This is a genomic window from Paraburkholderia sp. WC7.3g (assembly GCF_050436345.1).
GTDB classification, from domain to species: Bacteria; Pseudomonadota; Gammaproteobacteria; order Burkholderiales; family Burkholderiaceae; genus Paraburkholderia; species Paraburkholderia podalyriae.
In genome coordinates, this window is the sequence record NZ_JBNDMA010000004.1 from 1,099,958 (window position 1) to 1,120,361 (window position 20,404).

Below are 20,404 nucleotides of genomic sequence, written 5' to 3' on the forward strand. Positions count from 1 at the left end.
ACGACCGACGGCCGACATGTTGCGCGGCAGACGTTCAATCCAGTCTGCCAACGACTCGGGATGCGCGAGCAAGTATGAGCCGGCGACCGGTGATGCATCGCACGCGTGCTCAGCGAATAATGGGTGCGGTCGATACGACTGCATCTGACCTTCCACTTGTTTTAAGGATAACGAAACATGACTACGCCCGCTGCATGCACGCCGTCAACGAAACGGCCGCCGGTTCCCGCCACGCCAGACAACGCGGCTAGTCAGCCTGAGCCATATTTCCGTGAAGCAGGAGTTGGCCCGGGCGTCGTATGCTTACACTCGAACGCAAGCACCTCCGGGCAGTGGCGGGCCCTGATTGATCGGCTGGCGCCACAATTCCACGTTTTTGCTCCCGACTCTTATGGTGCCGGCAAAAGTCCACAATGGCCTTCGGACCGGGTCATTAGCCTTCGCGATGAAGTGGAACTCATTGAGCCGGTTCTCTCCAGAGCCGGTTCACCGCTGGCGCTGATCGGTCATTCGTACGGCGCCGCAGTGGCGTTTGTCACGGCGCTGGCCAATCCCCGTCGTGTACATGCAATGGCCCTGTACGAACCAACACTGTTCTCGCTCATCGACGCACAGACGCCTGCGCCGAACGAGGCCGAGGGAATCCGCAACGCAGTAGCTGATGCAAGCGTCGCCCTCGACGCGGGACACCAGGATGCCGCCGCCGAGCGGTTCATTGACTACTGGATGGGAACGGGTAGCTGGAAGCAGACTCCAGAACTACGCAAGTCTTCAATCGTCGCGTCGGTGATAAATGTGCGTAGATGGGCGCACGCATTGTTCACCGAGCCCACACCATTGACGGCATTCCGGTCGCTCAATATTCCGGTCCTCTACATGGTTGGCAAGCGCTCGACGCCCTCGGCTCAAGGTGTAGCACGGCTTCTTACGGCTGCGCTGCCGCGAGTCGAAGTCGTGGAGTTCGAGAATCTTGGCCATATGGGTCCAATTACGCATCCGGACCTGGTGAATGATGTCATCGCGCGATTTCTCGAACGGGTCTAACTCTAGTCGATCGCAGGAGGGGCTCGGGACTCGAAGCTCCGCTATGGGGGCGGGGATTAGTGCTATGCGCATGACCGCAATTGGCCAAGCCATGTAAAAAAGTTCGATTCCGCAGGTTCATCGTGGACCCTGATGCCCCCGATGGGACCTTCGGAGTTGCGAAGGAATCTGAAACCTGTTTGGGAAGCAGCGCGCCGAACGAATGCACTTCCGACAGATACGACAGCGCCGGCAGCATGTGCCCGTCGTGTGCATGATCGAGCCGGGGATCGTCGAAGGCATAGGCGAATATGTCACGCAGGCCGACGCCGGGAGGCTCCCGTTAAAGGCCGCCCGTGCTGCTTTAGAATGTCAACTGGTCGCGCGTTTTTTCCAGTGATCGAATGTGTCTGCGAGCCTTGCTGTTGGTGTTCACAATTGGCGCTAGCCGTGTCGTTGATTCTGCTAGCGCCGAATTTTGCATAAAACGTCGTAAATCCCGGCCGGACAGACGAGAGAATAGCGATTTCACGGTGTTCTAGCGATACAACAACTGAGAGGCACGTTGTCCACTAACGTTGCTAGCGTGGGTTTCATGTCCTTTAATGCTGCTAGCGCGTCCTTTCTGCGTGTCGGAGCAGACATGGCTTCCTGGGAAGAGATTGAAACCCGGGCAGCGAAGATAGGGCTCGACGTTCACAAGGAATCGATCACGGTTGCCTATGCGCTGGGCGTGGGCGAGGTCGAACTGCTCGGCAAGATTGGTACGACGAAGACGGATATTGACCGCCTGTGCAAGCGCCTGCAATCGAAGGCGCGGCACATCCGCATCGTCTACGAGGCGGGCCCGTGCGGCTATGGACTTTACCGTCAGCTGGTGCAGAAAGGTCATCGGGCCGTTCGTACGCAATGACCACCCGCATCCATGGCGGTCTCCCGCAACACGGTCAATCGCGGGGCGGGGGCGAGGTCGACTGGTCGCGCTGATCGATGCCTATCTGGAGAAACGGGCATGATCGTTATCGAAAGATAGCGTGGGACGTCGATCAACGATCGGTCTCTGTTCGGCTCATCACCAGCCATTCGCCATGAAGCGTGCGATGGGCACTCGAATGGCCGGTTCAGGAATATCGGATCATTACCGCGCGCGAGGCGGGGAATTCCTCTGAATCGCACTCTGCCCGAGATGGCCTCTTGTGCCGCACCTCCTGTTCGCAGTTACGCAGCGAGACTGTCGACAAATTGCTTGATGTTGTCCAGGACGGGTTGCTGATCGCCCGCGAAGGGCCAGTGATCGACGCCGTCGAGTTCGATGAATCGCGCCTGCGCGATGTGGCTTGCGAGATGCCGGCCGGCGCCGATGCGAACGGCGCGGTCGTCGTGGCGGTGGAGCACCAGCGTCGGAGTGGAAATACGGCCCAAGAGATGCCGCACATCCATATCGCGCAACGCCTCGAGCACGCCCTTGATGGCTCCCGGGCTCGACGCGGCCCGGAGCAAGCCTGCCCACCAGGCTCTCGCCTGAGGATCGCCAGACAGGCTCGGCGCGAATGTCTCGATGCCTGCTGGGCCGCCCCAGACTGCGATGAGCTGCTGCAGCCACATGTCATACTGACTCGCCTGAAGTGCGTGGGGATAGTCGTGCGTTGTGGTTCCCTTCGCCAACGAGGCGAACAGAATGAGGCCGGCAACGCGGTTGGGGTGATCAACGGCAAACTTGATACACGCTGGCCCACCCTCTGACGCGCCGAACAACACGACCCTTTGGCTGCCGGCGGCGTCTAGCACGGTGCCGATATCCTGCGCGGTCGCGTCGACGTTGGGATTGAACCCGACCCGGTCGGAAAGCCCGACGCCGCGACGATCGAGCAGGATGAGACGGCCCATCCCGGCGAGAGAAGACAGGAACGCGCGGCACCGGGGCTCCTCCCAAACCCGCTCGACGTGTGATACAAAACCGGGCAGCACCAGAACGTCGAGGCGGCCGGCGCCGTAGGTCTGGTACGCGAGATGGACGCCGCCACTGCGGACGTAGCGCGTCGACGGCGAGTCCTCGATGGGCGACGTTGCTCCGGCATTCATCAGCGCGCGGGTCTCGATTTCGGGGGCCACGTCGAGCTCATTGCGAAGGCGCTGCGTCAGGGCCTCAAGGTGGCGCTCGGCCGTTGTCCGGTCTCCTGCGAGCAGGAGATTGCGGATGAGATGCCGACCGTACACTTCGCTGAGCGGATCGAACTCAACAAGACGGCCGGCGTGCGCGGCCGCGACCGCGTAGTCGCCGGCCGCATTCTTGTCGTGCACCACTCGCTCGAGCGCCTGGATCGCCCGGCCCCGCAAGGCCTCACGACGGAAGAAAGCCCACTCGTCGAACTGCGGGCAATCGCCGGGCGAAAAACCTTCGAGAAAGTCGCCGGGATAATGGCGGCACGCCCGCTCGAACTCGCTGCGGTCGCAGGCTTGCTCGAACAGCTGAGAATCCACCTCCACTGCGATCGCTTCCGACCATCGAACCGTCAACCGGTCGGTAGTGAGAACGTCGTCGCCGAGCGTGAGCTGCAGGCGGTGCAACAGACGCCGCAGGCGCGCCCGTACAACCTCTTCACAGCCTTCCGGCCACAACATGGTGGCAAGGACGTCGCGCCCGACTGAGCCCTCCGCTTCGGCCAGGTAGGCCAACAGGGCCAGGCCTTTGCGCAAGGCTAGCTGGCACGGCCGGTCGTCCCGACGGATCTCCGGAAATCCAAGCGTCCGCACGCTGAACAGAGCCATGGCGAGCGACCCTCAATGACGGCGTCCAGGGGACGCTCAGGGGACGAGGCAATCCTACCATTCCCTGCAGACGATGGTCGCTGGACTCATCGCGACGGATTGAACTGGAGGATTGCCATGAAGAACCTGGGTGAGCATGCGATCGTGATCGGCGCGAGCATGGGTGGGCTGTTGGCCGCCCGCGCACTAGCGGATTTCTATACCACAGTCACCGTGCTCGAACGCGATGCGTTTCCGGCACCAGACACTCCGCGCAAGGGCGTCCCGCAGGGTCGCCACACCCATGGGCTTCTTGCGCGCGGCAGCGCGGTACTCGAGGAATTCTTCCCAGGCTATAACGACGAGGTCGTCGCGCAAAGCGGCGGGTTGCTTGGCGATGTAGCCAACGATGTGACCTGGATAGGTCGCAACGTTACGCTTGCTAATGGCAAGAGCAATCTGATCGGCCTACTTGCGAGTCGTCCCGTGCTCGAAGGCCATCTGCGCCGACGACTCCTGGGATTGCCGAACGTGCGCGCCGTAGAGAATTGCGGGGTGCTGGGTCTTGCCATCGATCCCGCTCGCAAGAGCGTGACCGGTGTGCGTGCACGTGTCGAAGGCAAGCCAGAAGAGACCGTCGACGCGGACCTTGTCGTTGATGCGACTGGCCGCGGCTCAACCAGTGCGGCGTGGCTTGAAGAGATCGGCTACCAAGCTCCCGCCAGCGAGAAGGTCGAAATCGGGATCGGCTACATGACCCGTACCTATCGACGTCGGCCGACTGATCTTGACGGTAAGCTGGGCATAGTTGTCGCCGGTAGCGGGCCGAACTGGCGGAACGGCGTCATGCTCGCGCAGGAGCGCGACAGCTGGACCGTCAGTGCCGGCGGTTTTCTTGGCGATGACGCACCCGACGACGATCAAGGCTTTCTCGCGTATCTGGCGACGCTGCCGACCATGGAGATTCACGACGTTGTCGCAAGAGCGGAGCCGCTAACCGATTACAAGCGCTACCGCTACGTCTCCAGCCTGCGCCGGCGGTACGAGAAGCTTGCGCGCTTCCCTGAGCACTACCTGGTTTTCGGTGACGCCATGTGCAGCTTCAACCCGGTCTACGGGCAGGGCATGACGGTCGCGGCGCAGGAGGCGCTGACGCTGCAACAGTGCCTGCGCGCGGGCTCGAACGATCTTGCGCGGCGATTCTTCAGGGCGGCCGCGAAGATCGTCGACATTCCGTGGGGCATCGCGGTTGGCAACGACCTCCGCCATCCGCAAGTCAAGGGTGCGCGCCCGCCGATGCTGCGTTTCATCAACTGGTACATCGGCAAGCTTCATCGTGCCGCGACGCGCGATAGCACGCTGTCGACGGCATTTCTGAAGGTTGTAAACCTGATGATGCCGCCGGTGTCTCTTCTCAGTCCTGCGATTGCCTGGCGGATCTGGCAGGGCAACTGGAGGTCTGCGCTACCGGCTCCCTCGCCTGCAATCGAAGCAGCGACGCCGAAAAATTCGTCGTCGTGACCGGGCTTCACGGTGTTGACCGGCGCAGGCGCCTGAAGCGCGCTGGCCACGACGGCGCACACGATATCCGCAGCCTTCGAAACCGAACGTTCATAGCAGCGGGTCCGGCGAACGTCCGGAAGACGGCTTCTTGCCACCACTTCATGGCCAATTCTTGAATGTTGGCAACGGCCGAAAAGCGAAAGGCAATCCCGGGCGAGCGAATGGCCGTTGGACCTCGAGAACGGCCGTAGTCGTCGCGGCGACCTGAATGGCAGCAACGGGTCGGCCCCGGTCATCCAGCAGAGGCGCAACGCGCTCGTTCGAGTACCACGGCGGCCATATCTACAGGCGTCGGCACATTGTTCGAACTCGGCCCTGCGGCATGGCGAGTGGTGGTCCCGGTGCACTTCTTGACGTAAGCGCGCCCTGGCCTTGCAAATGTCTTGTCCGGGCAGGGGCCTTCCCATTTCAGGTCGATACCGTGACCGCGCAGGAGCACGATGATCTGACCTTCGCGAAGGTGCGTTACCTGCGTGAGTGAGCGCGCCCGAAAGTACGCGTCCAGTTCAACGAACTTGTAGTGCCAGATGCCGGCCTGCTGCCGGACTTCTGATGCCGACGCCGCATCCGGAAGATGCGCGAGCGTCCACAGATATCGCCGGGCATAGAAATGCCACTGGGTCTCAGCGAACCCGTCGAGGACTTTGTTGCATTGCGGGTAAGCGGCGCGCGAGGACACCACATGGGCGAGATTTGCGGCTCGCCCGATGCTGTACTTCGAGATTCTCGCCGGCCGATCGGTGCTGGCATAGAGTCTTAGCGCGGCCTGTCGAAGCTGGTCGGCCCTCTCGCCATCAAGCCGATGTGGCGAAATCACCCGCGCGGCGACTGGTTGCCTGCTGCGCGACTTCTGTGCAAGGTCGCGAATTTGGGCGAAAGCCTTTCGGTCCCATTTCAGCAGGCGTGTAAGCGTGCCCCGATACCGGCTCCACAGGTCTTCCAAGGTATAGCGCGGATTTTCCTCCAGCGTCCGACGCAGTTCGCCCACCGCGCGACTCACCTTGTCATTCGGCTTCCGAGCGTCGCCTGCAAGGTCCAGGGTGGCCCGCGTTGGCATGAGGGCTTCCGCGGCGGCCGTGTCGAGCGTCTGAACAAACCGGCCTGCGCCGACGAACAGGAAATGCGCGGTGAGTAGATGGCGGTTGAGGGGGACATCCGGCGTGCCGCTTCTGCTTCCCATGCGAAACCATTGATCGCGTTTGCCTGCGGCGTAGGCGGGGTCCATCTGCCCGAGCAGGTCTGAACCGTAGTAGTCTTCCAGCAACGTTGCGGCTGCGTGACGGTCGATTCCCCGTTGTCCACGGGAAAGGCCCAGTTCCACCAGCTTTTTCCGGCACGTCGAGGCGATTACCGACGCGGAATACGAGCCCGGGGCCGCGAGCAATAGATCCCTGACGAAGACGGCATAGCCCCGCGCGGCGTCTCCCCCTACGGTCGCCTCGTCTATGGGATCTACGTCACTACCCAAGCGATAGCCGCACGGGCATGGCTTCCAGGGAACCTCAAGGAGTTCCCGCGGTTGCTCGAACGGGCAGGAACACTCCGGGCACCGCTCGATCAATGACGTCCCGTGTCTCCAGCAGCAGATCACGCCCGGTGCCTGATGTGCACGGTGAATATAAGTCGATCCGTGGGTGTTGAAATCTTCCCGCAGGCAGTGTTCGCATATCTTTGTCAGGCCTGCGAGGCCAAGTGTACGCCGCCGTATCGTGGCCGGTGTGGCTGCGGCGCCGAGCCAGTCCGTCGGCGGCGTCCAACTGTTGAAAAGCGTGGCGAGCGGAAACATCGTATTGTCGTTGAGCAGCCGTTCGAGGTTATCGCTACTGTCGCCCGGCAGGCGCAATGCCAGACACGGGATGTCGGGCGGTACAATGTCGGTGAGCGCTGTGCGCGGCTTGCCGAACAGCTGCATGAAGCTGTCGCGGGTTTTGCGGTTGCGCGTGAGAATGTGATAGCGGCTCACGCGGGAGACAAGTGCTTCATCGGGCAGTGACGCGGGGAAGAGGAGCAGGTTCGAACCGGAGGTCATGTGCGGGAAACGGCTGTGATTGACGGGTGAACACGATTCACGGGCACCTCGATCCGCGTTTCGTTGAAGCGTACAGCGTGGCTAATCGTCGGCGGCATCCTTACCCATCGCGAAAATGTTGACCGGGGTCAGGCCGCGTTCGCGCAGTTGCTCGTGCAGGTTCCGTGTGGCTTCCAGATTCCGCAGATCGCGGGGATCGTCCGATGGTTGCGACTGACCTTTTCGGGGACCCGTATTCTTCGCGCCGCGCTTTGACGACTTACGCGGTTTTCGCGTCGTTACAAAATCCAGAACCGCACGGTCAAGGTTTTCAACTGCCTCTGCCCAAGCCTTGTCGGTGGCAAGATCATCGAACTCGTGCATGCCATCGGCGCTGCCTGACCGAAGTACGCGCAGTGCGGCCTGAAGGGGGGCAAGCTCGCCCAGCGACACACTGTCTAGCGTATCGGTTGTCAGCGGTTCACCGGCTGCGAGGCAGCGAAACTGGGCGAGGATGAAAAGTGCGATAACGATCGCCGTAATCCCATGCGTGTGATAGTAGAGCGCGGCCCTGAAGGCGGAATCATCCGGAATGGCGTGATCGGTCCAGTTGTATTGTGTAACCGTTCTAACGAAATCGGCCCACGCGTCTTCGTCTTCGGCAAAGCGCTGGAATTCGTAGTAGCCCATCGCCGCTGCACGACGCGCATCCTGCAGCGTCTTGCGAAAGACCTTCGTGACACCGGGCGTTCCGATGCCGATGATCGGGATGCCGATCTGTTCGACCATGCTGCTCAGGAACGTCAGGAACCCTTCATCGCCCTGTGTCTTCGCGCGGCTGAGATTCTGGAGTTCGTCGATGATCAGCACGCCAAGAAAATGGTTTGCGGCAACCGCGGCCATCTCCTCAAGGAGCATGGCGAGCTTCGGCGAACGACCGCTTGCCGGAAAATTGTTGCGCGCGTAAGAGGTGCCGAGCGCCTTGTCGACAGCCGTGAAGAACCGCAGTGCCAGACCGGACAATGAACCGTTGTGCGGACAGTCGATCTTGATCCAGACGAGCTGGGGATGAATGAACTGCTGGTCGTTGTACCGCGTATGCTGGATAACCTGCGGATACGTTTGCAGCAGCCGGTTGATGAACGTTGATTTACCGGTTCCGCTCAGGCCGGAGAACAGGATGCCAGATGATCTGTGCGCCGCCGGCTCTGGAGCGCCATACGCGTCTTTTCCGCCGCTGTTGACGTAGTGAAGATGCTGCCAGGTTTCGGTTCGCACCGGGTTGCGCGTCGTGTAACCTTCGCGCAGCACAACGGAAAAGATCGAACTGTACAGCCCATATTCGGGCAACAGATAGACGAGCTTTCTGATCGACGGCAACGAGTGGATACGCAACTCGGCGGGCGTCTTGCGATCGGCGTCCTGCGGTGCTGGAGGCAGCCACTCGATCATCGACGCAATATCGGCCGTCGAACAGATCGGCGGCAGTGCCTCGATCAACGGATTCCCTTCGTAGGCAATCACGCCGGTGGGTCGGTAGATAGCCTGCATCAGCGGTGCGCGCGACATCAGGCTTTCCCCGGTTTGGGCATTGATCGCCGCATGGCAACAACCTTGTTGCGCCGTGAGCGCATCTCGCCGCGGTGCTTTGTGGCGGCCTCGCGCTCACGCTCTGCGAGACTCTGCAGGGTGGATGACTCCGTCGACAGCAGGACGTTCTGCATCGCCACTTCCCTCTGCCGGTTGGTTTTGGTGGAATTCAGGTATTCCCTTTGGGTCGGAGGGCGCGGCGCCTTGCGTTTTGCTGACTTCGCGCCCGCCACAATGGCTTGCTGCTTCTGCTTCCTGACAGCCTTTTGTACATTCTCATGGTCGGCAGCGTCGTGCGCCGCAAACTGAAGCGATGCATGGACCTCCAGCATGTCCTCGAACCGCAACCGGGCGTAGCGCGCCGACGACGACGTGTTCAACTGCCAGCGAGACCATTTGCCCATGGTCGGATCAATGACATGGACGAAATCCGTGCAGTTGTCGTCATAATGGATGGTGACTGACCGGCGTGACCGCTTCGCCTGCGCGAGCAGCAACTCATGGCTACCTCCTTCAGGCAGGTAATACATGTCGTCGACTTTCAGGCCGCTCTCGGTGATCGAGCAGCGTCGGGATGGCAACAGGCACCGGTAGAGCGCCTCCGGATCGGAATGGCGAGCACGTTCGCCGGACTCATGTTCGAGGCCCCAAAGATAGATGTCGCGTCGATAGGGCTTCACCCCGGCCTGGATCATTTCCTTGGTGAGGAAATCCGGGACCGCGATCGCATTGTTGTGATAGAGAACTTCGTCGATGAGCACCTGGGTGAATTCCCGAAGCGTCAGGGTGGCGTCCCAGCGCAGATCGAGATCATTGCGCGCATCGTGTTCGAGCGCTCGCGCTTTCCAGGCGCCGGGCACCCATGCCACCGACTCGTTGACCGTGGCGAACTTGTTCTCGACCGTGCCCTTGGCGACCGGCAGGCCAACGGGATTGATGTTGCAGTCGATATGCAGCAGGTTCTGCAGGGATTTCTCGGCATGCCGGCTTAGCAGTTCAGCATTGTCGGCAACAATCAGATTGCACAGTTCCTGCGCCGGCCAGTCTTCGGGACGGATCGTGATGCCATACTGTGCACAGAAGCTCACCTTGTCGCTGAATGCGCAGTGCAACGCCATGCGCGCCGCATTCCACGACGGCCCGATCAGGCCGACGTGCAGCCCGACGATCATCGTTGAGCGACGGTCGACCACGAAGTAAATCACGGGTCGGCCGATGAGGTGATTGCGATGGAATTCCGAAACCAGATAGAAGTTTCCGACCGTTGCATCAATCTCGAAAATATCGGCGGGCCCGATCGTCGTATCCCGGGCACGACCTGCGCGACCACGGAGTCGCTTGCGCCATAGCAGGTCATCGAGTAATTCCCGCTGAAGGCTCATGTCGGCCATCAGCCTGGCGGCCCAGTAGCGGTACGTGGGGAGCTGGATCAGCCGGTTCGAGGGAAACGGGATCTTGCGGACTTCGCCGTCGAACAGATCGCGCGTCGAATAGTGGTGCAGCACCATCTCGTCATAGCTTTCCTTCAGCGTCATGCCACGCCGGAGATGAAAGACCTTCACGGACAGTGCGATGAATTTAAGGTCGTTGGGGGTGACATTGACGCCGACGGCGCCCGGGTCGTGCCCTGCGGCCAGCACCTTTCGCGGTCGCCCGCGTTTGCTGCCCTCGACTGATGCCCGCACCTTGCCAGCGCCACCGCTGTTTGAATAGGCAGGGAGCAGCGCATTGGGGATTTGCCCGAACTGCCAGTATCGCTGTAGCACGCGGTACAGGTAGGCGACGGTGACGTTGACTTCGGCTGCCCGCAGCGTCAGCATCTTCCAGCGATAGCCCTCGTCGAAGATCAGCCCGGCGTCCTCGCCGGTGACGAGAGGCTTTATCGCCGCCCATAACGTGTCGCGCCTCGTGCGATGTGCGATCGGTATTTCGCTATCGGCGCGACGGGTTCTGGTGCAAATTCGTGGTGAGCTAAAGTAGAGGCTTTAGCGGCGGTGAATAAGGATGGAGAAGAGGCTCCGGGATCTGGACGAACTGTTCAAAGGTCGGCACGTTGAACGCGAACTCATCATTCTCTGCGTGCGCTGGTATTGCCGCTACAAGCTCTCGTATCGGGACCTCGTCGAAATGATGGTGGAACGCGGACTACACGTCGCACATACGACCATCATGCGCTGGGTCCAACGCTACGTGCCGGAGTTCGAGAAGCGTTGGGCCCGTTATGCGCGCAAAGCCGGCCGCTCGTGGCGCGTCGACGAGACGTACGTCAAGGTGCGCGGCCGGTGGGTCTACCTGTACCGCGCCGTTGATCGCGATGGCAATACGGTCGACTTCAGGCTCAGTCCGAAACGTGACGTGTCTGCGGCCAAAGCGTTCCTGCGCAAGGCGCTCAGGACCCAGGGCCGGGCTCCCACCAGCATCACGCTCGATGGCTACGCGGCATCACATCGGGCAGTGCGCGAACTGCCCGGCGAAAATCCGGTGTGGCGCAACACGAAGCGCCGCTCGTCGAAGTATTTAAACAATCTGATCGAGCAGGATCATCGCGGCGTCAAGTCGAGGACTGGCCCCATGCTGGGGTTCAAGAACTTCGACTGCGCGGCGATCACGCTGGCCGGCGTCGAACTCCTGCATCGCATTCGCAAGAACCAGTTTGCCATCGGTCGCCTACGTATCAAAGACCAAACTCCGTCTGCAATCTGGAGTGCCGTGCTCGCGGCGTGAAGCGACTGGGTTGCACACACTTCGCTCGCCTCCGATCCAAATTTTTGCACCACAACCACAATGGCGACCATCAGCCACGGCAGCGCCGCACGCAGGCGCCACATCCAGTAAGTCATGCGAGATCCCGTGACGGCGCGGTCATTTCGCCGTCGACGGCTGCAACGACGCCGTCAGATCCACCTGGCCGTCGTCTTTCAACGCGGTCACGTGTGCCTCGGCAATCTGCACCTTGAACTGCTTGCGCACGTCGTCGACCCACGTGGTCCAGGCCGGGAACGCCACGTTTTTCATCTGCACCTGCACCGCGTTGCCGACGAACTGCACCTGCGTCGCGGCGAGGCCATGCTCGCCCAGCGATGCGCTCAGCGCGTCCTTCAGCGCCGCACCGGTCGGCGCGACACCTTGCGCGGCCGCCGACAGCGAGCGTGCTTCGTTGGCCTGCGCGGTCATCTGCGCGAGCTGCCGTTGCAGGCTCGGTAGCGATTCGCGCAGATGTGCGCGGCCTTCCTGCGCGGGCGCCCACAGCACCGACCACGCAATCGCCACGGCGAGCGCGGCGCCGCCCCACGTCAGCAGCGCTTTCTCGCGATCGGTGCGCTGGTCCCAGAAGGCAGCCCATGTTTGAGCGAGTTCAGCTTTCATTGTCCGTTCCTGATGATCCACTTGCCGGTACTGCTGTCGATCGCGCCGGTGAGGCCGCTGCGCGCAAGGCGCTTGGCGAAGTCGGGGTCGACCTTGATCGCAGGTTTGAAGGTCACGTCGAGGCGGTGGTCGTGATAGTCGAGCGCGGCGATGCCATTGACCGGCAGCGGCGACAGCGAGCGAGCGAGACCGTCGGCGAGCGACAGGAAATCCTCCGGCGACAGCTCGCCCGCCGCGACCCGCAGTTGTTGCAGTTGACGCGCCATCTGATCGGGCGCGTCGAGCACGACGGTGGTCTTCGGGAACGTGTTGAGGAACAGTTCCGTCATCTGCGTGTTGATCGCGTCGCGCTGACGCGCGAGCATCAGCCACTGCACGTTCGCGCCGACGATCGCGACAACGAGCGCGGCGAGCGCGAGCGCGATCGGCAGGCGCAGACGCCGCAGCGTCGCGCGATCGAGGCGCCACGGCTGCGAGGCGAACTCGAACTGGCACAGGTCGAAGCGGCATTCGAGCGCGCGCCGCGCGAGCTGTTCGAACGGCAGCGGACTCGCGCCGTGGATATGCGCGGCGAGCCGCGCGGGACTCGTCGCGGCTTGGCTCGGCTCGTGGCCGGGCACTTCGGTCAGCATGTACAGCGACACGGGGACCGCACCCGCGAGCGCGGCGAGCGTCGCGTTCACCGCATTGGCCGGCGCCGCAAAGCCTTCGCCCTGCACGCCGCGCGCAATCGCGAGCTCGACGCGCGGCACGCCGCTGTCGAGCGCGCCTTCGACCAGCAGCGCGGGCGCGGTGGACACGACCGTGCCGAGCACCGCGGCCACCATCGGCACGACCGCCGGCGCTTCGGGCGCCACCACCGGCGCAACGCCCGGCAGCGACGTCGCGACGCTCGCCGCGCCGGCCATTACCGGCTCGCGCACTTCGACTGTTTCATTGGCGCCCGCGGCCGCTTCGGCCACCGGCGCCTGCGGCAGACAACGCGTGACCGGCACCGCGCGCAGACTGCGATGACCGGCCGCCGTGAACGCCTCGCAGATGAAACGGAACCAGCCGCGATCGATGATCGCGAGCAGGTGCCGGCTATCGCCGAGCCCTTGCGGATCGACCGCGATATGACAGGTCTGGGGGTCCTGGATCAGTTGATCCTCGACGATATTGGGCAGCGCCTGGCGCAGCTTCGGGCCGCGCAGCGGCGGCAGCGTCGCGGGCATCAGCAGCAGGTCGCGCGCGGCGACCATCAGCACCGTCGTGCTCGCGCGCGGCAGCAGCGCGAGCGCCGAGCGGCCGGCGCGCTGCGTGCGCCCCGCCTTGTCGAGCAGCACGAACGGCAGCTCGGGCAGTTGCCATTCCTGCGAGGGCACCGCCGGATCACGCGGCGGCAATAGGACAATCAGCGTGCTCAAAGGCCACTCTCTCTGTCGATTGCGTTATTCATAGTTGGTCTTGTACCCGTACGATACGCGTGGCGTGAGTCAGCGGATCGCGATAGACGAGCGTCGTGCGATCCACTTCAGCGCGCTCGTGCTGCACACTGCCGTGGACTAAAAAGTAGTTCGAGTTGACGTCGAACTGGTTAGGATCGATCGACACCGATTGCACGCCGGCCGCGGTGAGCGCGAGCTGCACGTCGCCGACGTTGCGGAAAAACACGGTCTGCCGCCGCGCGACCAACGCCTGCGCCTGCGACACGGTCATGCCCGGCACCACCGCTGCGATCACTTCGGCCGACGCGGTGTTCATGTTGATCGCGGTGGTCGTAGGCAGCACGGTGACGAACGGCCGCAGCTTCGCGACGATCTCCGGCGTGTAGCCCGGAATGTCGAGCAGCGAATCGACGGCCGTCATCATGAGCGGCGCGACCGCCACGTTGTCGTCGCCGTCTTCGAGACCGGGTTTTTCGGTGAAGCTGCCCCCGGTGGCGCCGCCCTGGATCTCCGGGGTCGCGGTCGTGCCGCTGGTGGAGGTGACGGTCGGGAAACGGGTCGCCGATTGCGAGAGGCTGTTGCGCACCTGGACGGCGGTGGCTTGCGCCAGTTGGTTATTCACGCCGAGCGACACGAGCAGGCGCTGATACGCGCCGATCTGCTCCAGGTTCAGTTGCATCACGCCGGGCGCGGGGCTCGACACCAGATTGCGGAGGTTGAATTTCGCCTGGGCGTCTTCGATCGAACCGGACAGGTAGGTTGCCGCGCCTTGCTCGGCTCGGACCTCGCCGATCTGGCCAAGGAAATCGGACAGGCGCGTCTTCGCGATCGGCACGCCCCACCCACCGCCCAGGTAGGTGATGCCGGCCGATGTATCGCCTTCCGAGCGCAGGATCAGACGCGTCCAGTCCAACGCGCCGCGCCCGACCCATTGTGCCTGCGACAGCAGCCGCTGATTTTCGATCCGGCGAATCTGGACCTCTTGGCGCCACAGCATGCCGGAAACCAGAATCGCCGATAGCGCGACCACGAGCAGCGCGCTGATGATGGCCGCGCCTTGCTGTTGCCCGCGAGACGCGCGGCGGTTTGTCTGTTTGCCGCAGCCACGCGCATCGACAGACAACGAACAAGATGACGACCGTCGCGGAGATGACCAAGAGAAGAATTTCATTTCATTCTCCGATCAGAAAAACGCGCGTGACCGGCCGCGCGAGTGACGTCGCACCGATGCTGACCTCGAGCCCCGTCACCGAGCGCGGCAGCGGCGCATTGCCCAGTTGCGGCACCTTCAGATTGTTGTCGGCCTCGGTCATCGCGGTCTGTACGTCGTTCATCTGCGTGGTCCAGCCGAGCTTCGGCACGTACATGCGCGCCGAAATCGAGCCTACACCGCCCATCAGCGGCACCGCGTTCCAGCCTTCGTCGCTGCCGTGCAGCGCGCGTCGCAACTCGCCGACGTTGCCAAGCGGCGGCGACGCGTAGCGCACCACCCGGCCGTTCGAGATCTGATAGCGCACCACCTGCAGACGCGGCGCGGTGCCCGGCAGCACCATGTGCCGCACGATCTGCAGCGTGTTGCCGGTGATCGACACCGCGGCCTGGCTGGATTCGTCGTCGCTGGCGGCCTGACGCGCGTCGATGCGCATCTGGTCGAATAGCTGCGCGAACACGCGCTCGTCTTCCATCGCGTTCGTGATCGTCGTGCGGCCGCGGATGATCTGATCGAGCCCGCGCCACGACAGCACGGCGATCACCGCGAGGATCGCGATCGCGACCAGCAGTTCGATCAGCGTGAAGCCGCGCGCGCCGTTACGGCGGCGGCGCTCACAGCGAGCGGTTGTTTTCATTCGCGACCACCGTGACCATCTGAGCGAGATTGCCGGTTTGCCCAGGCATCGTCACCATCACTTCGACACGGCGAAACACCGGATTCGGCGTCGCCGTCACATGCTCGGTACAGCGCAGCTGCAGATTGCCTTGCGAGCAATCGAAGCTCGTCGAGCCGATGTTCGGCCATGCATGCTTCAGATGCACTTGCGCGAGCGCGTTGTCCGCGCTCCAGCCGGCGAGCAGGCGCCGGTGCAGATCGGTTTCGCCGCTCGCGAGACTGCCGACCGCGCGCAACGACGCGGCGAGCGCCACCGCGATGATCGCGAGCGCGACCAGCACCTCGATCATCGTGAAGCCGCGCCCCTTGCGGCGCGCCCCGTAGCGCATCATGAAAAGGGAAGGGGCTCTGGCGGCCCTGCCATAACGACGCATTGGCATCTCAGCGCACCTTGTATCGGCCATTGCCGGTACCGACGATCGGCGCCTCGCCGGCCGCAGAAAACAGCGTGACTTTCACCGGCACGTCGATCGCCTCGGTACCGAACACGATCCGATCGGCTTGCGAATCCGAGCCCGGATAGCTGATCGCGACACCGGTCACGCCGCCTTCCCATTGACGTGGTCCGAGCAGATCGTCGCGCAGGGGACGCCAGCCGTCCTGAGTGCGCTGATCGAAACGGAAGCCGCCTTCGAATGGCTGCCACGCGATCGGCCGCGCGCGCACCTGCGCTTCGTCGCCGGCGGATTCGAACAGCAGCGCAAGACGTTGCGCCTCCTCATTCAGATCGGTGCGTGGATTACGCGTCATCGTCACCGCGGTCAGCGACACGAGCAGGCCCACGATCACGAGCACAACCATCATTTCGAGCAGCGTGAAGCCGGCCGCGCGGCCGCGACCCAGGCGGGAGCGCGGCCGCGAAGCCGTACACGGAGCGTTCACACGGGACTTGCAAGCGGACGTGCGCATAGTGCCGGCCATCGACGATCAATGGAAATTCAAACAACAATGCATCGGTAAAGCACGCGCGCTTACTGCCAGGATCCGACATCGGCATCGTTGCCTTCGCCGCCCGGTTTGCCATCGGCGCCGTAGCTGAACACATCGATCTCGCCGTGCACGCCCGGATTCAGGTACTGATACGAATTGCCCCACGGATCGTTCGGCAGGCGCTCGAGATAGCCGCCGTCCTTCCAGTTGGCCGGCACCGGGTCGGTGGTCGGCTTTTCGATCAGCGCGTGCAGGCCTTGCTCCTGAGTCGGATAGCGGCCGTTGTCGAGGCGATACAGCTTCAACGCCTGCATCACGGTGCCGATATCCTGCTTCGCGGCGACGCGCCGCGCTTCGTCCGGACGGCTCATGATCTTCGGCACGATCAGCGCGGCGAGAATGCCGAGAATCGCGATCACGACCATGATTTCGATCAGCGTGAAACCGCGTTGACGACGGCTTCGCGAACCCGCGTTGTTAGCGCGGCGAATGGTCGACAGTTGCATAGATTACTACCTCTTTTCAGGTGAATTTTTCGGTCCGGGCCGTCAGATTGAACACGCCGGGCCGATCATTTTAATGTCATGCAGTTGAAGGGTTTCAACCCACCGCAATTTTCACAATAGTCCGTACAATGTGCGCATGAACGCCATCCAAATCCGCCTCCTGTCGCTCGCGCTGTTCGCCGCTTTCTGCGCGACGCTGACCTACTGGATCATCACGCTGAGTACGATGTCCGGCGCGCCGTTGCCGGCTGCCGCCGCGCATGCGCAGGTCTCGACCGATCAGGCCGCGACGCTGTTCGGCGGGCAACTCACACGCAACGTCAATCAGGACATCCATCTCTTTGGCATCCTCGCGTTGAGCGAAGGCGCCGCGGCGATCGTCAGCGTCGGCGGCGAGCCGCCGCATGCGGTGTCGCTCGGCGGCACGCTGATGCAAGGCACGAAGCTCTCCGAAGTTCGCGCCCGCTCGATCATCATCGACCGCAACGGCGCCCACTCGGAAATCTTCCTACCCGCCAACTCCAGCGGCCCCACCATTTACGTGCGCTGAAACCCGAAGCGGTTGCGCGGCTGATACCGCACGCCGCGTAATCCTTTCTGTTCCCGCCTCGCGCTACGTCTACGCCTACTGCACGAGGTTGTTCAGCTCGATGATCGGTAGCATCACCGCGAGCACGATCACCAGCACTACGCCCCCCATCGCCAGAATCAGCAGCGGCTCGAGCAGGCTCGTCAGGAACATCGTGCGACGCTCCAGTTCGCGCGCTTCGCCGTCGGCCGCGCGGTCGAGCATCGTCGTCACGTCGCCAGTCGCTTCGCCCGAGCGGATCAGGTGCACGAGCACCGGCGGAAATGTCTTCGTGTTGCCGAGCGCGCGCGACAGCGACGTCCCTTCGCGCACCCGCACGATCGCGTCGTCGATGTTTTCACGCATCGCGTTGTTGCTGAGCGTTTCGGCCGCGGCTTGCAACGCGCGCAGAATCGGCACGCCCGCCGCGGTCAGAATGCCGAGCGTGCTCGCGAAGCGCACGGTGTTATAGCCGCGCACGAGCTTGCCGATCAGCGGCGCGGTAAGCAGCCAGCGGTCGAAGGCGAGACGCGGCGCCGGTTGCCTGAGCGTCGCACGCACCAGATAGGCGACCACGATCACGCCGATCAGCACCGCCCACCACCAATGCCGGACGAAGCCGGACAGCGCCATCATCACGATCGTCAGAAACGGCAGTTGCTGCTTCGTGCTCGCGAACACGTTGACGACCTGCGGCACCACATAGCTGAGCAGGAACGTGACGATGCCCAACGCGATGATCGTGACGATCGTCGGATACGTGAACGCGAGCACGATCTTTTGCTTCAGCGCATTGCGCTGCTCGATGTAGTCCGCGAGCCGCGACAGCACCAGTCCGAGCTTGCCCGTGTGTTCGCCGGCCGCGACCAGCGCGCGGTAGATCTCGGGGAAATCCTTCGGATGCTGCTGCAGCGCATTCGCGAGCGAATGACCGCCGAGCACCTCGGCGCGAATCGCCGCCATCAGCTCGCGGATGTAGTCGCGCTCCGACTGCTCGGTGAGCACCGCGAGCGCTTCGTCGAGCGGCAGGCCCGCGATCAGCAGACTCGCGAGCTGCCGCGTCAGAATGGCCTGCTCGCGCTGTGACAGACGACGCCCGAGCGCGAGCCGCTGATTGCGCTCGCCGCGCGTACGCGACGCCGCCGGTTCGACGACGAGCGGGGTGAGTCCCTGCGAGCGCAGGTTGGTGCGCGCGCCGCGCGCACTGTCGGCGTCGAGCACGCCTTTTTGTGCCTTGCCCGCCGCGTCGATCGCTTCGAAACGGAATGCCGGCATGCGCTTATGCTCCGCCCGTCACGCGAATCACTTCTTCGAGCGACGTCAGTCCCGATGCGAGCCAGCGCTCCGAATCGTCGCGCAGCGTGCGCATGCCCTGCGCGCGGCCCGCCTGGAGAATTTCGGCGTCCGCCGCGTTGCGGTGGATCAGCGCACGGATCGTTTCATCGATCAGCAGCAGCTCGTAGACGCCGCGCCGTCCCGCGTAACCGGATTGGCCACAACGGTCGCAGCCGACCGGATGCCAGCGCTTGCTGCCGTCCTCTTCGGTGCGCTCTTCGCGGCACACCGGGCACAGGCGCCGCACGAGCCGCTGCGCGAGCACGCCAAGCAGCGACGAAGCGAGCAGATACGGCTCGACGCCCATGTCGGTCAGACGCGTAACGGCGGATGCCGCGTCGTTCGTGTGCAGCGTCGCGAGCACCAGGTGGCCGGTCAGCGACGCCTGCACCGCGATCTGCGCGGTTTCGAGGTCGCGGATTTCACCGATCATGATGATGTCCGGGTCCTGACGCAGAATCGAGCGCAACGCGCGCGCGAAGCTCATGCCGATCCGCTCGTTGACCTGGGTCTGGCCGATGCCGGACAGGTCGTATTCGATCGGGTCTTCCACCGTCATGATGTTGGTGGTCGCCGTCTCCAGTCGCGACATCGACGCATACAGCGTCGTGGTCTTGCCGGAGCCGGTCGGGCCCGTCACGAGCACGATGCCATGCGGCTTGCCGATCAGCTTGTCGAACTTGCCGAGCGTGTCGGATGCCATGCCCAGCGCTTCGAGATTCAGTCGCGCCGCGTCTTTTTCAAGCAGCCGTAGCACCGCGCGCTCGCCGTGGCCGGTGGGCAGCGTCGACACGCGCACGTCGACCGGACGACCGCCGACGCGCAGCGTGATGCGGCCGTCCTGCGGCAAACGTTTCTCCGCGATGTCGAGCTGCGCCATGATCTTGATCCGCGAGATCAGCGCGCCGTGCAGCGCTTTTTTCGGCCGCACGACGTCGCGCAGCGTGCCGTCGACGCGAAAGCGCACCACAGACGCATTCTCGAACGGCTCGATGTGAATATCCGATGCCTGCTCGCGAGCCGCTTGCGTGAGCAGCGCGTTGATCATGCGGATAATCGGCGCGTCGTCTTCCGATTCGAGCAGATCCTCGACCTCGGGGATGTCCTGCATCAGACGCGACAGATCGACTTCACCTTCCACTTCGCCGACCACCTGCGCGGCGCTGCCGTCCTGGCGCGCATACGCGTGGTTGATCGCCTGCGCGAGTTCGTCGGCGGGCACCCGCACCACCGATACCGTGCCGTAATTGCGCGCGACTTCGGCAAGCGCAGCTTCGCTCGTGCGCTCGCTGATCCAGACTTCAAGGCTATCGGCATGCTGATGCGCGACCAGAATCTGGCCGCTGCGCGCGAAGCCGTATGGCACGAGCCGGGCGGCGAGCGGCGAGGGCGCCGCGCGCTCTCCGGCGGCGGCCTCACCGTTCAGCAGACGTTGCGATGGCGCGGCTTGCG

At 63.3% G+C, this 20,404-nt stretch carries 17 protein-coding genes and 1 pseudogene; 5 read left to right on the top strand and 13 right to left on the bottom strand.

The annotated features are described in order from the left end of the window. The first annotated feature begins 177 nt into the window (after window positions 1-177). Together OKW43_RS38565 and OKW43_RS38570 are read left to right on the top strand one after the other, a co-directional pair. Window positions 178-1,044: an alpha/beta fold hydrolase gene (locus tag OKW43_RS38565; RefSeq protein ID WP_429453862.1), complete on the top strand. Its 867-nt coding sequence runs from the start codon at window positions 178-180 to the stop codon at window positions 1,042-1,044. Window positions 1,045-1,666: 622 nt separating this feature from the next. Beyond that, window positions 1,667-1,912: pseudogene (locus OKW43_RS38570) on the top strand (hypothetical protein); the annotation flags it as partial. A 329-nt stretch (window positions 1,913-2,241) separates the two neighbouring features. Here the strand turns inward: OKW43_RS38570 and OKW43_RS38575 are convergent. Next, window positions 2,242-3,792, bottom strand: coding sequence for an alpha/beta fold hydrolase (locus tag OKW43_RS38575; protein ID WP_429453864.1), 1,551 nt, complete (start codon window positions 3,790-3,792; stop codon window positions 2,242-2,244). Between the two features lie 117 nt (window positions 3,793-3,909). On the opposite strand from OKW43_RS38575, the gene OKW43_RS38580 reads away from it, so the two are divergent. Next, window positions 3,910-5,292, top strand: coding sequence for an FAD-dependent oxidoreductase (locus OKW43_RS38580; protein ID WP_429453866.1), 1,383 nt, complete (start codon window positions 3,910-3,912; stop codon window positions 5,290-5,292). Window positions 5,293-5,566: 274 nt separating this feature from the next. Here OKW43_RS38580 and OKW43_RS38585 read toward each other — a convergent pair whose 3' ends face one another. From OKW43_RS38585 to OKW43_RS38595, 3 genes are all read right to left on the bottom strand, one after another. Then, window positions 5,567-7,363, bottom strand: coding sequence for a TniQ family protein (locus OKW43_RS38585; protein ID WP_429453868.1), 1,797 nt, complete (start codon window positions 7,361-7,363; stop codon window positions 5,567-5,569). 81 nt (window positions 7,364-7,444) lie between these two features. Then, window positions 7,445-8,911 (bottom strand): ATP-binding protein, encoded by a 1,467-nt coding sequence (locus tag OKW43_RS38590; protein ID WP_429453870.1) that lies wholly within the window; start codon window positions 8,909-8,911, stop codon window positions 7,445-7,447. Then, complete coding sequence (locus OKW43_RS38595; protein ID WP_429453872.1) at window positions 8,911-10,752, bottom strand: hypothetical protein; 1,842 nt, start codon at window positions 10,750-10,752, stop codon at window positions 8,911-8,913. The genes OKW43_RS38590 and OKW43_RS38595 overlap by 1 nt, the downstream gene beginning before the upstream one ends. A 184-nt stretch (window positions 10,753-10,936) precedes the next feature. On the opposite strand from OKW43_RS38595, the gene OKW43_RS38600 reads away from it, so the two are divergent. Then, the gene (locus tag OKW43_RS38600) at window positions 10,937-11,656 is read left to right on the top strand and encodes an IS6 family transposase (RefSeq protein ID WP_429453874.1); all 720 of its coding nucleotides are present in this window, start codon (window positions 10,937-10,939) and stop codon (window positions 11,654-11,656) included. Between the two features lie 138 nt (window positions 11,657-11,794). Here the strand turns inward: OKW43_RS38600 and OKW43_RS38605 are convergent, their stop codons facing one another. The 7 genes from OKW43_RS38605 to gspG are packed head-to-tail and all read right to left on the bottom strand — an operon-like array spanning window position 11,795 to window position 17,049. Continuing rightward, window positions 11,795-12,298: a type II secretion system protein M gene (locus OKW43_RS38605; RefSeq protein WP_429453876.1), complete on the bottom strand. Its 504-nt coding sequence runs from the start codon at window positions 12,296-12,298 to the stop codon at window positions 11,795-11,797. Further along, entirely contained in the window at window positions 12,295-13,704 is a 1,410-nt protein-coding gene (gspL, locus tag OKW43_RS38610; RefSeq protein ID WP_429453878.1) for a type II secretion system protein GspL, read from the bottom strand. The genes OKW43_RS38605 and gspL overlap by 4 nt, the downstream gene beginning before the upstream one ends. A 28-nt stretch (window positions 13,705-13,732) precedes the next feature. Continuing rightward, window positions 13,733-14,896 (bottom strand): type II secretion system minor pseudopilin GspK, encoded by a 1,164-nt coding sequence (gspK, locus tag OKW43_RS38615; RefSeq protein ID WP_429453880.1) that lies wholly within the window; start codon window positions 14,894-14,896, stop codon window positions 13,733-13,735. A 1-nt stretch (window position 14,897) separates the two neighbouring features. Continuing rightward, window positions 14,898-15,572, bottom strand: coding sequence for a PulJ/GspJ family protein (locus tag OKW43_RS38620; protein ID WP_429453882.1), 675 nt, complete (start codon window positions 15,570-15,572; stop codon window positions 14,898-14,900). After that, window positions 15,550-15,945 (bottom strand): type II secretion system minor pseudopilin GspI, encoded by a 396-nt coding sequence (gene gspI, locus OKW43_RS38625; RefSeq protein WP_429454753.1) that lies wholly within the window; start codon window positions 15,943-15,945, stop codon window positions 15,550-15,552. Before gspI ends, OKW43_RS38620 begins: the two co-directional genes overlap by 23 nt. A gap of 49 nt (window positions 15,946-15,994) precedes the next feature. Continuing rightward, a complete protein-coding gene (locus OKW43_RS38630; RefSeq protein ID WP_429453884.1) occupies window positions 15,995-16,534 on the bottom strand; it encodes a GspH/FimT family pseudopilin in 540 nt (179 codons plus the stop codon). A 50-nt stretch (window positions 16,535-16,584) separates the two neighbouring features. Continuing rightward, a complete protein-coding gene (gene gspG, locus OKW43_RS38635; RefSeq protein ID WP_429453886.1) occupies window positions 16,585-17,049 on the bottom strand; it encodes a type II secretion system major pseudopilin GspG in 465 nt (154 codons plus the stop codon). A gap of 136 nt (window positions 17,050-17,185) precedes the next feature. Between gspG and OKW43_RS38640 the strand changes: the two genes are divergently transcribed. Next, entirely contained in the window at window positions 17,186-17,599 is a 414-nt protein-coding gene (locus OKW43_RS38640; RefSeq protein ID WP_187632427.1) for a general secretion pathway protein GspC, read from the top strand. A 75-nt stretch (window positions 17,600-17,674) separates the two neighbouring features. Here the strand turns inward: OKW43_RS38640 and gspF are convergent, their stop codons facing one another. Then, entirely contained in the window at window positions 17,675-18,892 is a 1,218-nt protein-coding gene (gene gspF / locus OKW43_RS38645; RefSeq protein ID WP_429453888.1) for a type II secretion system inner membrane protein GspF, read from the bottom strand. Window positions 18,893-18,896: 4 nt separating this feature from the next. Further along, window positions 18,897-20,381 carry a type II secretion system ATPase GspE gene (gene gspE / locus OKW43_RS38650; protein WP_429454754.1) on the bottom strand — a complete coding sequence of 495 codons (1,485 nt, stop codon included), beginning with the start codon at window positions 20,379-20,381 and terminating at the stop codon, window positions 18,897-18,899. Between the last annotated feature and the right edge of the window lie 23 nt (window positions 20,382-20,404).

Coding starts and splice junctions, on each gene's coding strand:
- OKW43_RS38565 (WP_429453862.1), top strand. CDS start 178: ATGACTACGCCCGCTGCATGCACGCCGTCAACGAAACGGCCGCCGGTT.
- OKW43_RS38575 (WP_429453864.1), bottom strand. CDS start 3,792: ATGGCTCTGTTCAGCGTGCGGACGCTTGGATTTCCGGAGATCCGTCGG.
- OKW43_RS38580 (WP_429453866.1), top strand. CDS start 3,910: ATGAAGAACCTGGGTGAGCATGCGATCGTGATCGGCGCGAGCATGGGT.
- OKW43_RS38585 (WP_429453868.1), bottom strand. CDS start 7,363: ATGACCTCCGGTTCGAACCTGCTCCTCTTCCCCGCGTCACTGCCCGAT.
- OKW43_RS38590 (WP_429453870.1), bottom strand. CDS start 8,911: ATGTCGCGCGCACCGCTGATGCAGGCTATCTACCGACCCACCGGCGTG.
- OKW43_RS38595 (WP_429453872.1), bottom strand. CDS start 10,752: ATGCTGACGCTGCGGGCAGCCGAAGTCAACGTCACCGTCGCCTACCTG.
- OKW43_RS38600 (WP_429453874.1), top strand. CDS start 10,937: ATGGAGAAGAGGCTCCGGGATCTGGACGAACTGTTCAAAGGTCGGCAC.
- OKW43_RS38605 (WP_429453876.1), bottom strand. CDS start 12,298: ATGAAAGCTGAACTCGCTCAAACATGGGCTGCCTTCTGGGACCAGCGC.
- gspK (WP_429453880.1), bottom strand. CDS start 14,896: ATGAAATTCTTCTCTTGGTCATCTCCGCGACGGTCGTCATCTTGTTCG.
- OKW43_RS38620 (WP_429453882.1), bottom strand. CDS start 15,572: ATGAAAACAACCGCTCGCTGTGAGCGCCGCCGCCGTAACGGCGCGCGC.
- gspI (WP_429454753.1), bottom strand. CDS start 15,945: ATGATGCGCTACGGGGCGCGCCGCAAGGGGCGCGGCTTCACGATGATC.
- OKW43_RS38630 (WP_429453884.1), bottom strand. CDS start 16,534: ATGGCCGGCACTATGCGCACGTCCGCTTGCAAGTCCCGTGTGAACGCT.
- gspG (WP_429453886.1), bottom strand. CDS start 17,049: ATGCAACTGTCGACCATTCGCCGCGCTAACAACGCGGGTTCGCGAAGC.
- OKW43_RS38640 (WP_187632427.1), top strand. CDS start 17,186: ATGAACGCCATCCAAATCCGCCTCCTGTCGCTCGCGCTGTTCGCCGCT.
- gspF (WP_429453888.1), bottom strand. CDS start 18,892: ATGCCGGCATTCCGTTTCGAAGCGATCGACGCGGCGGGCAAGGCACAA.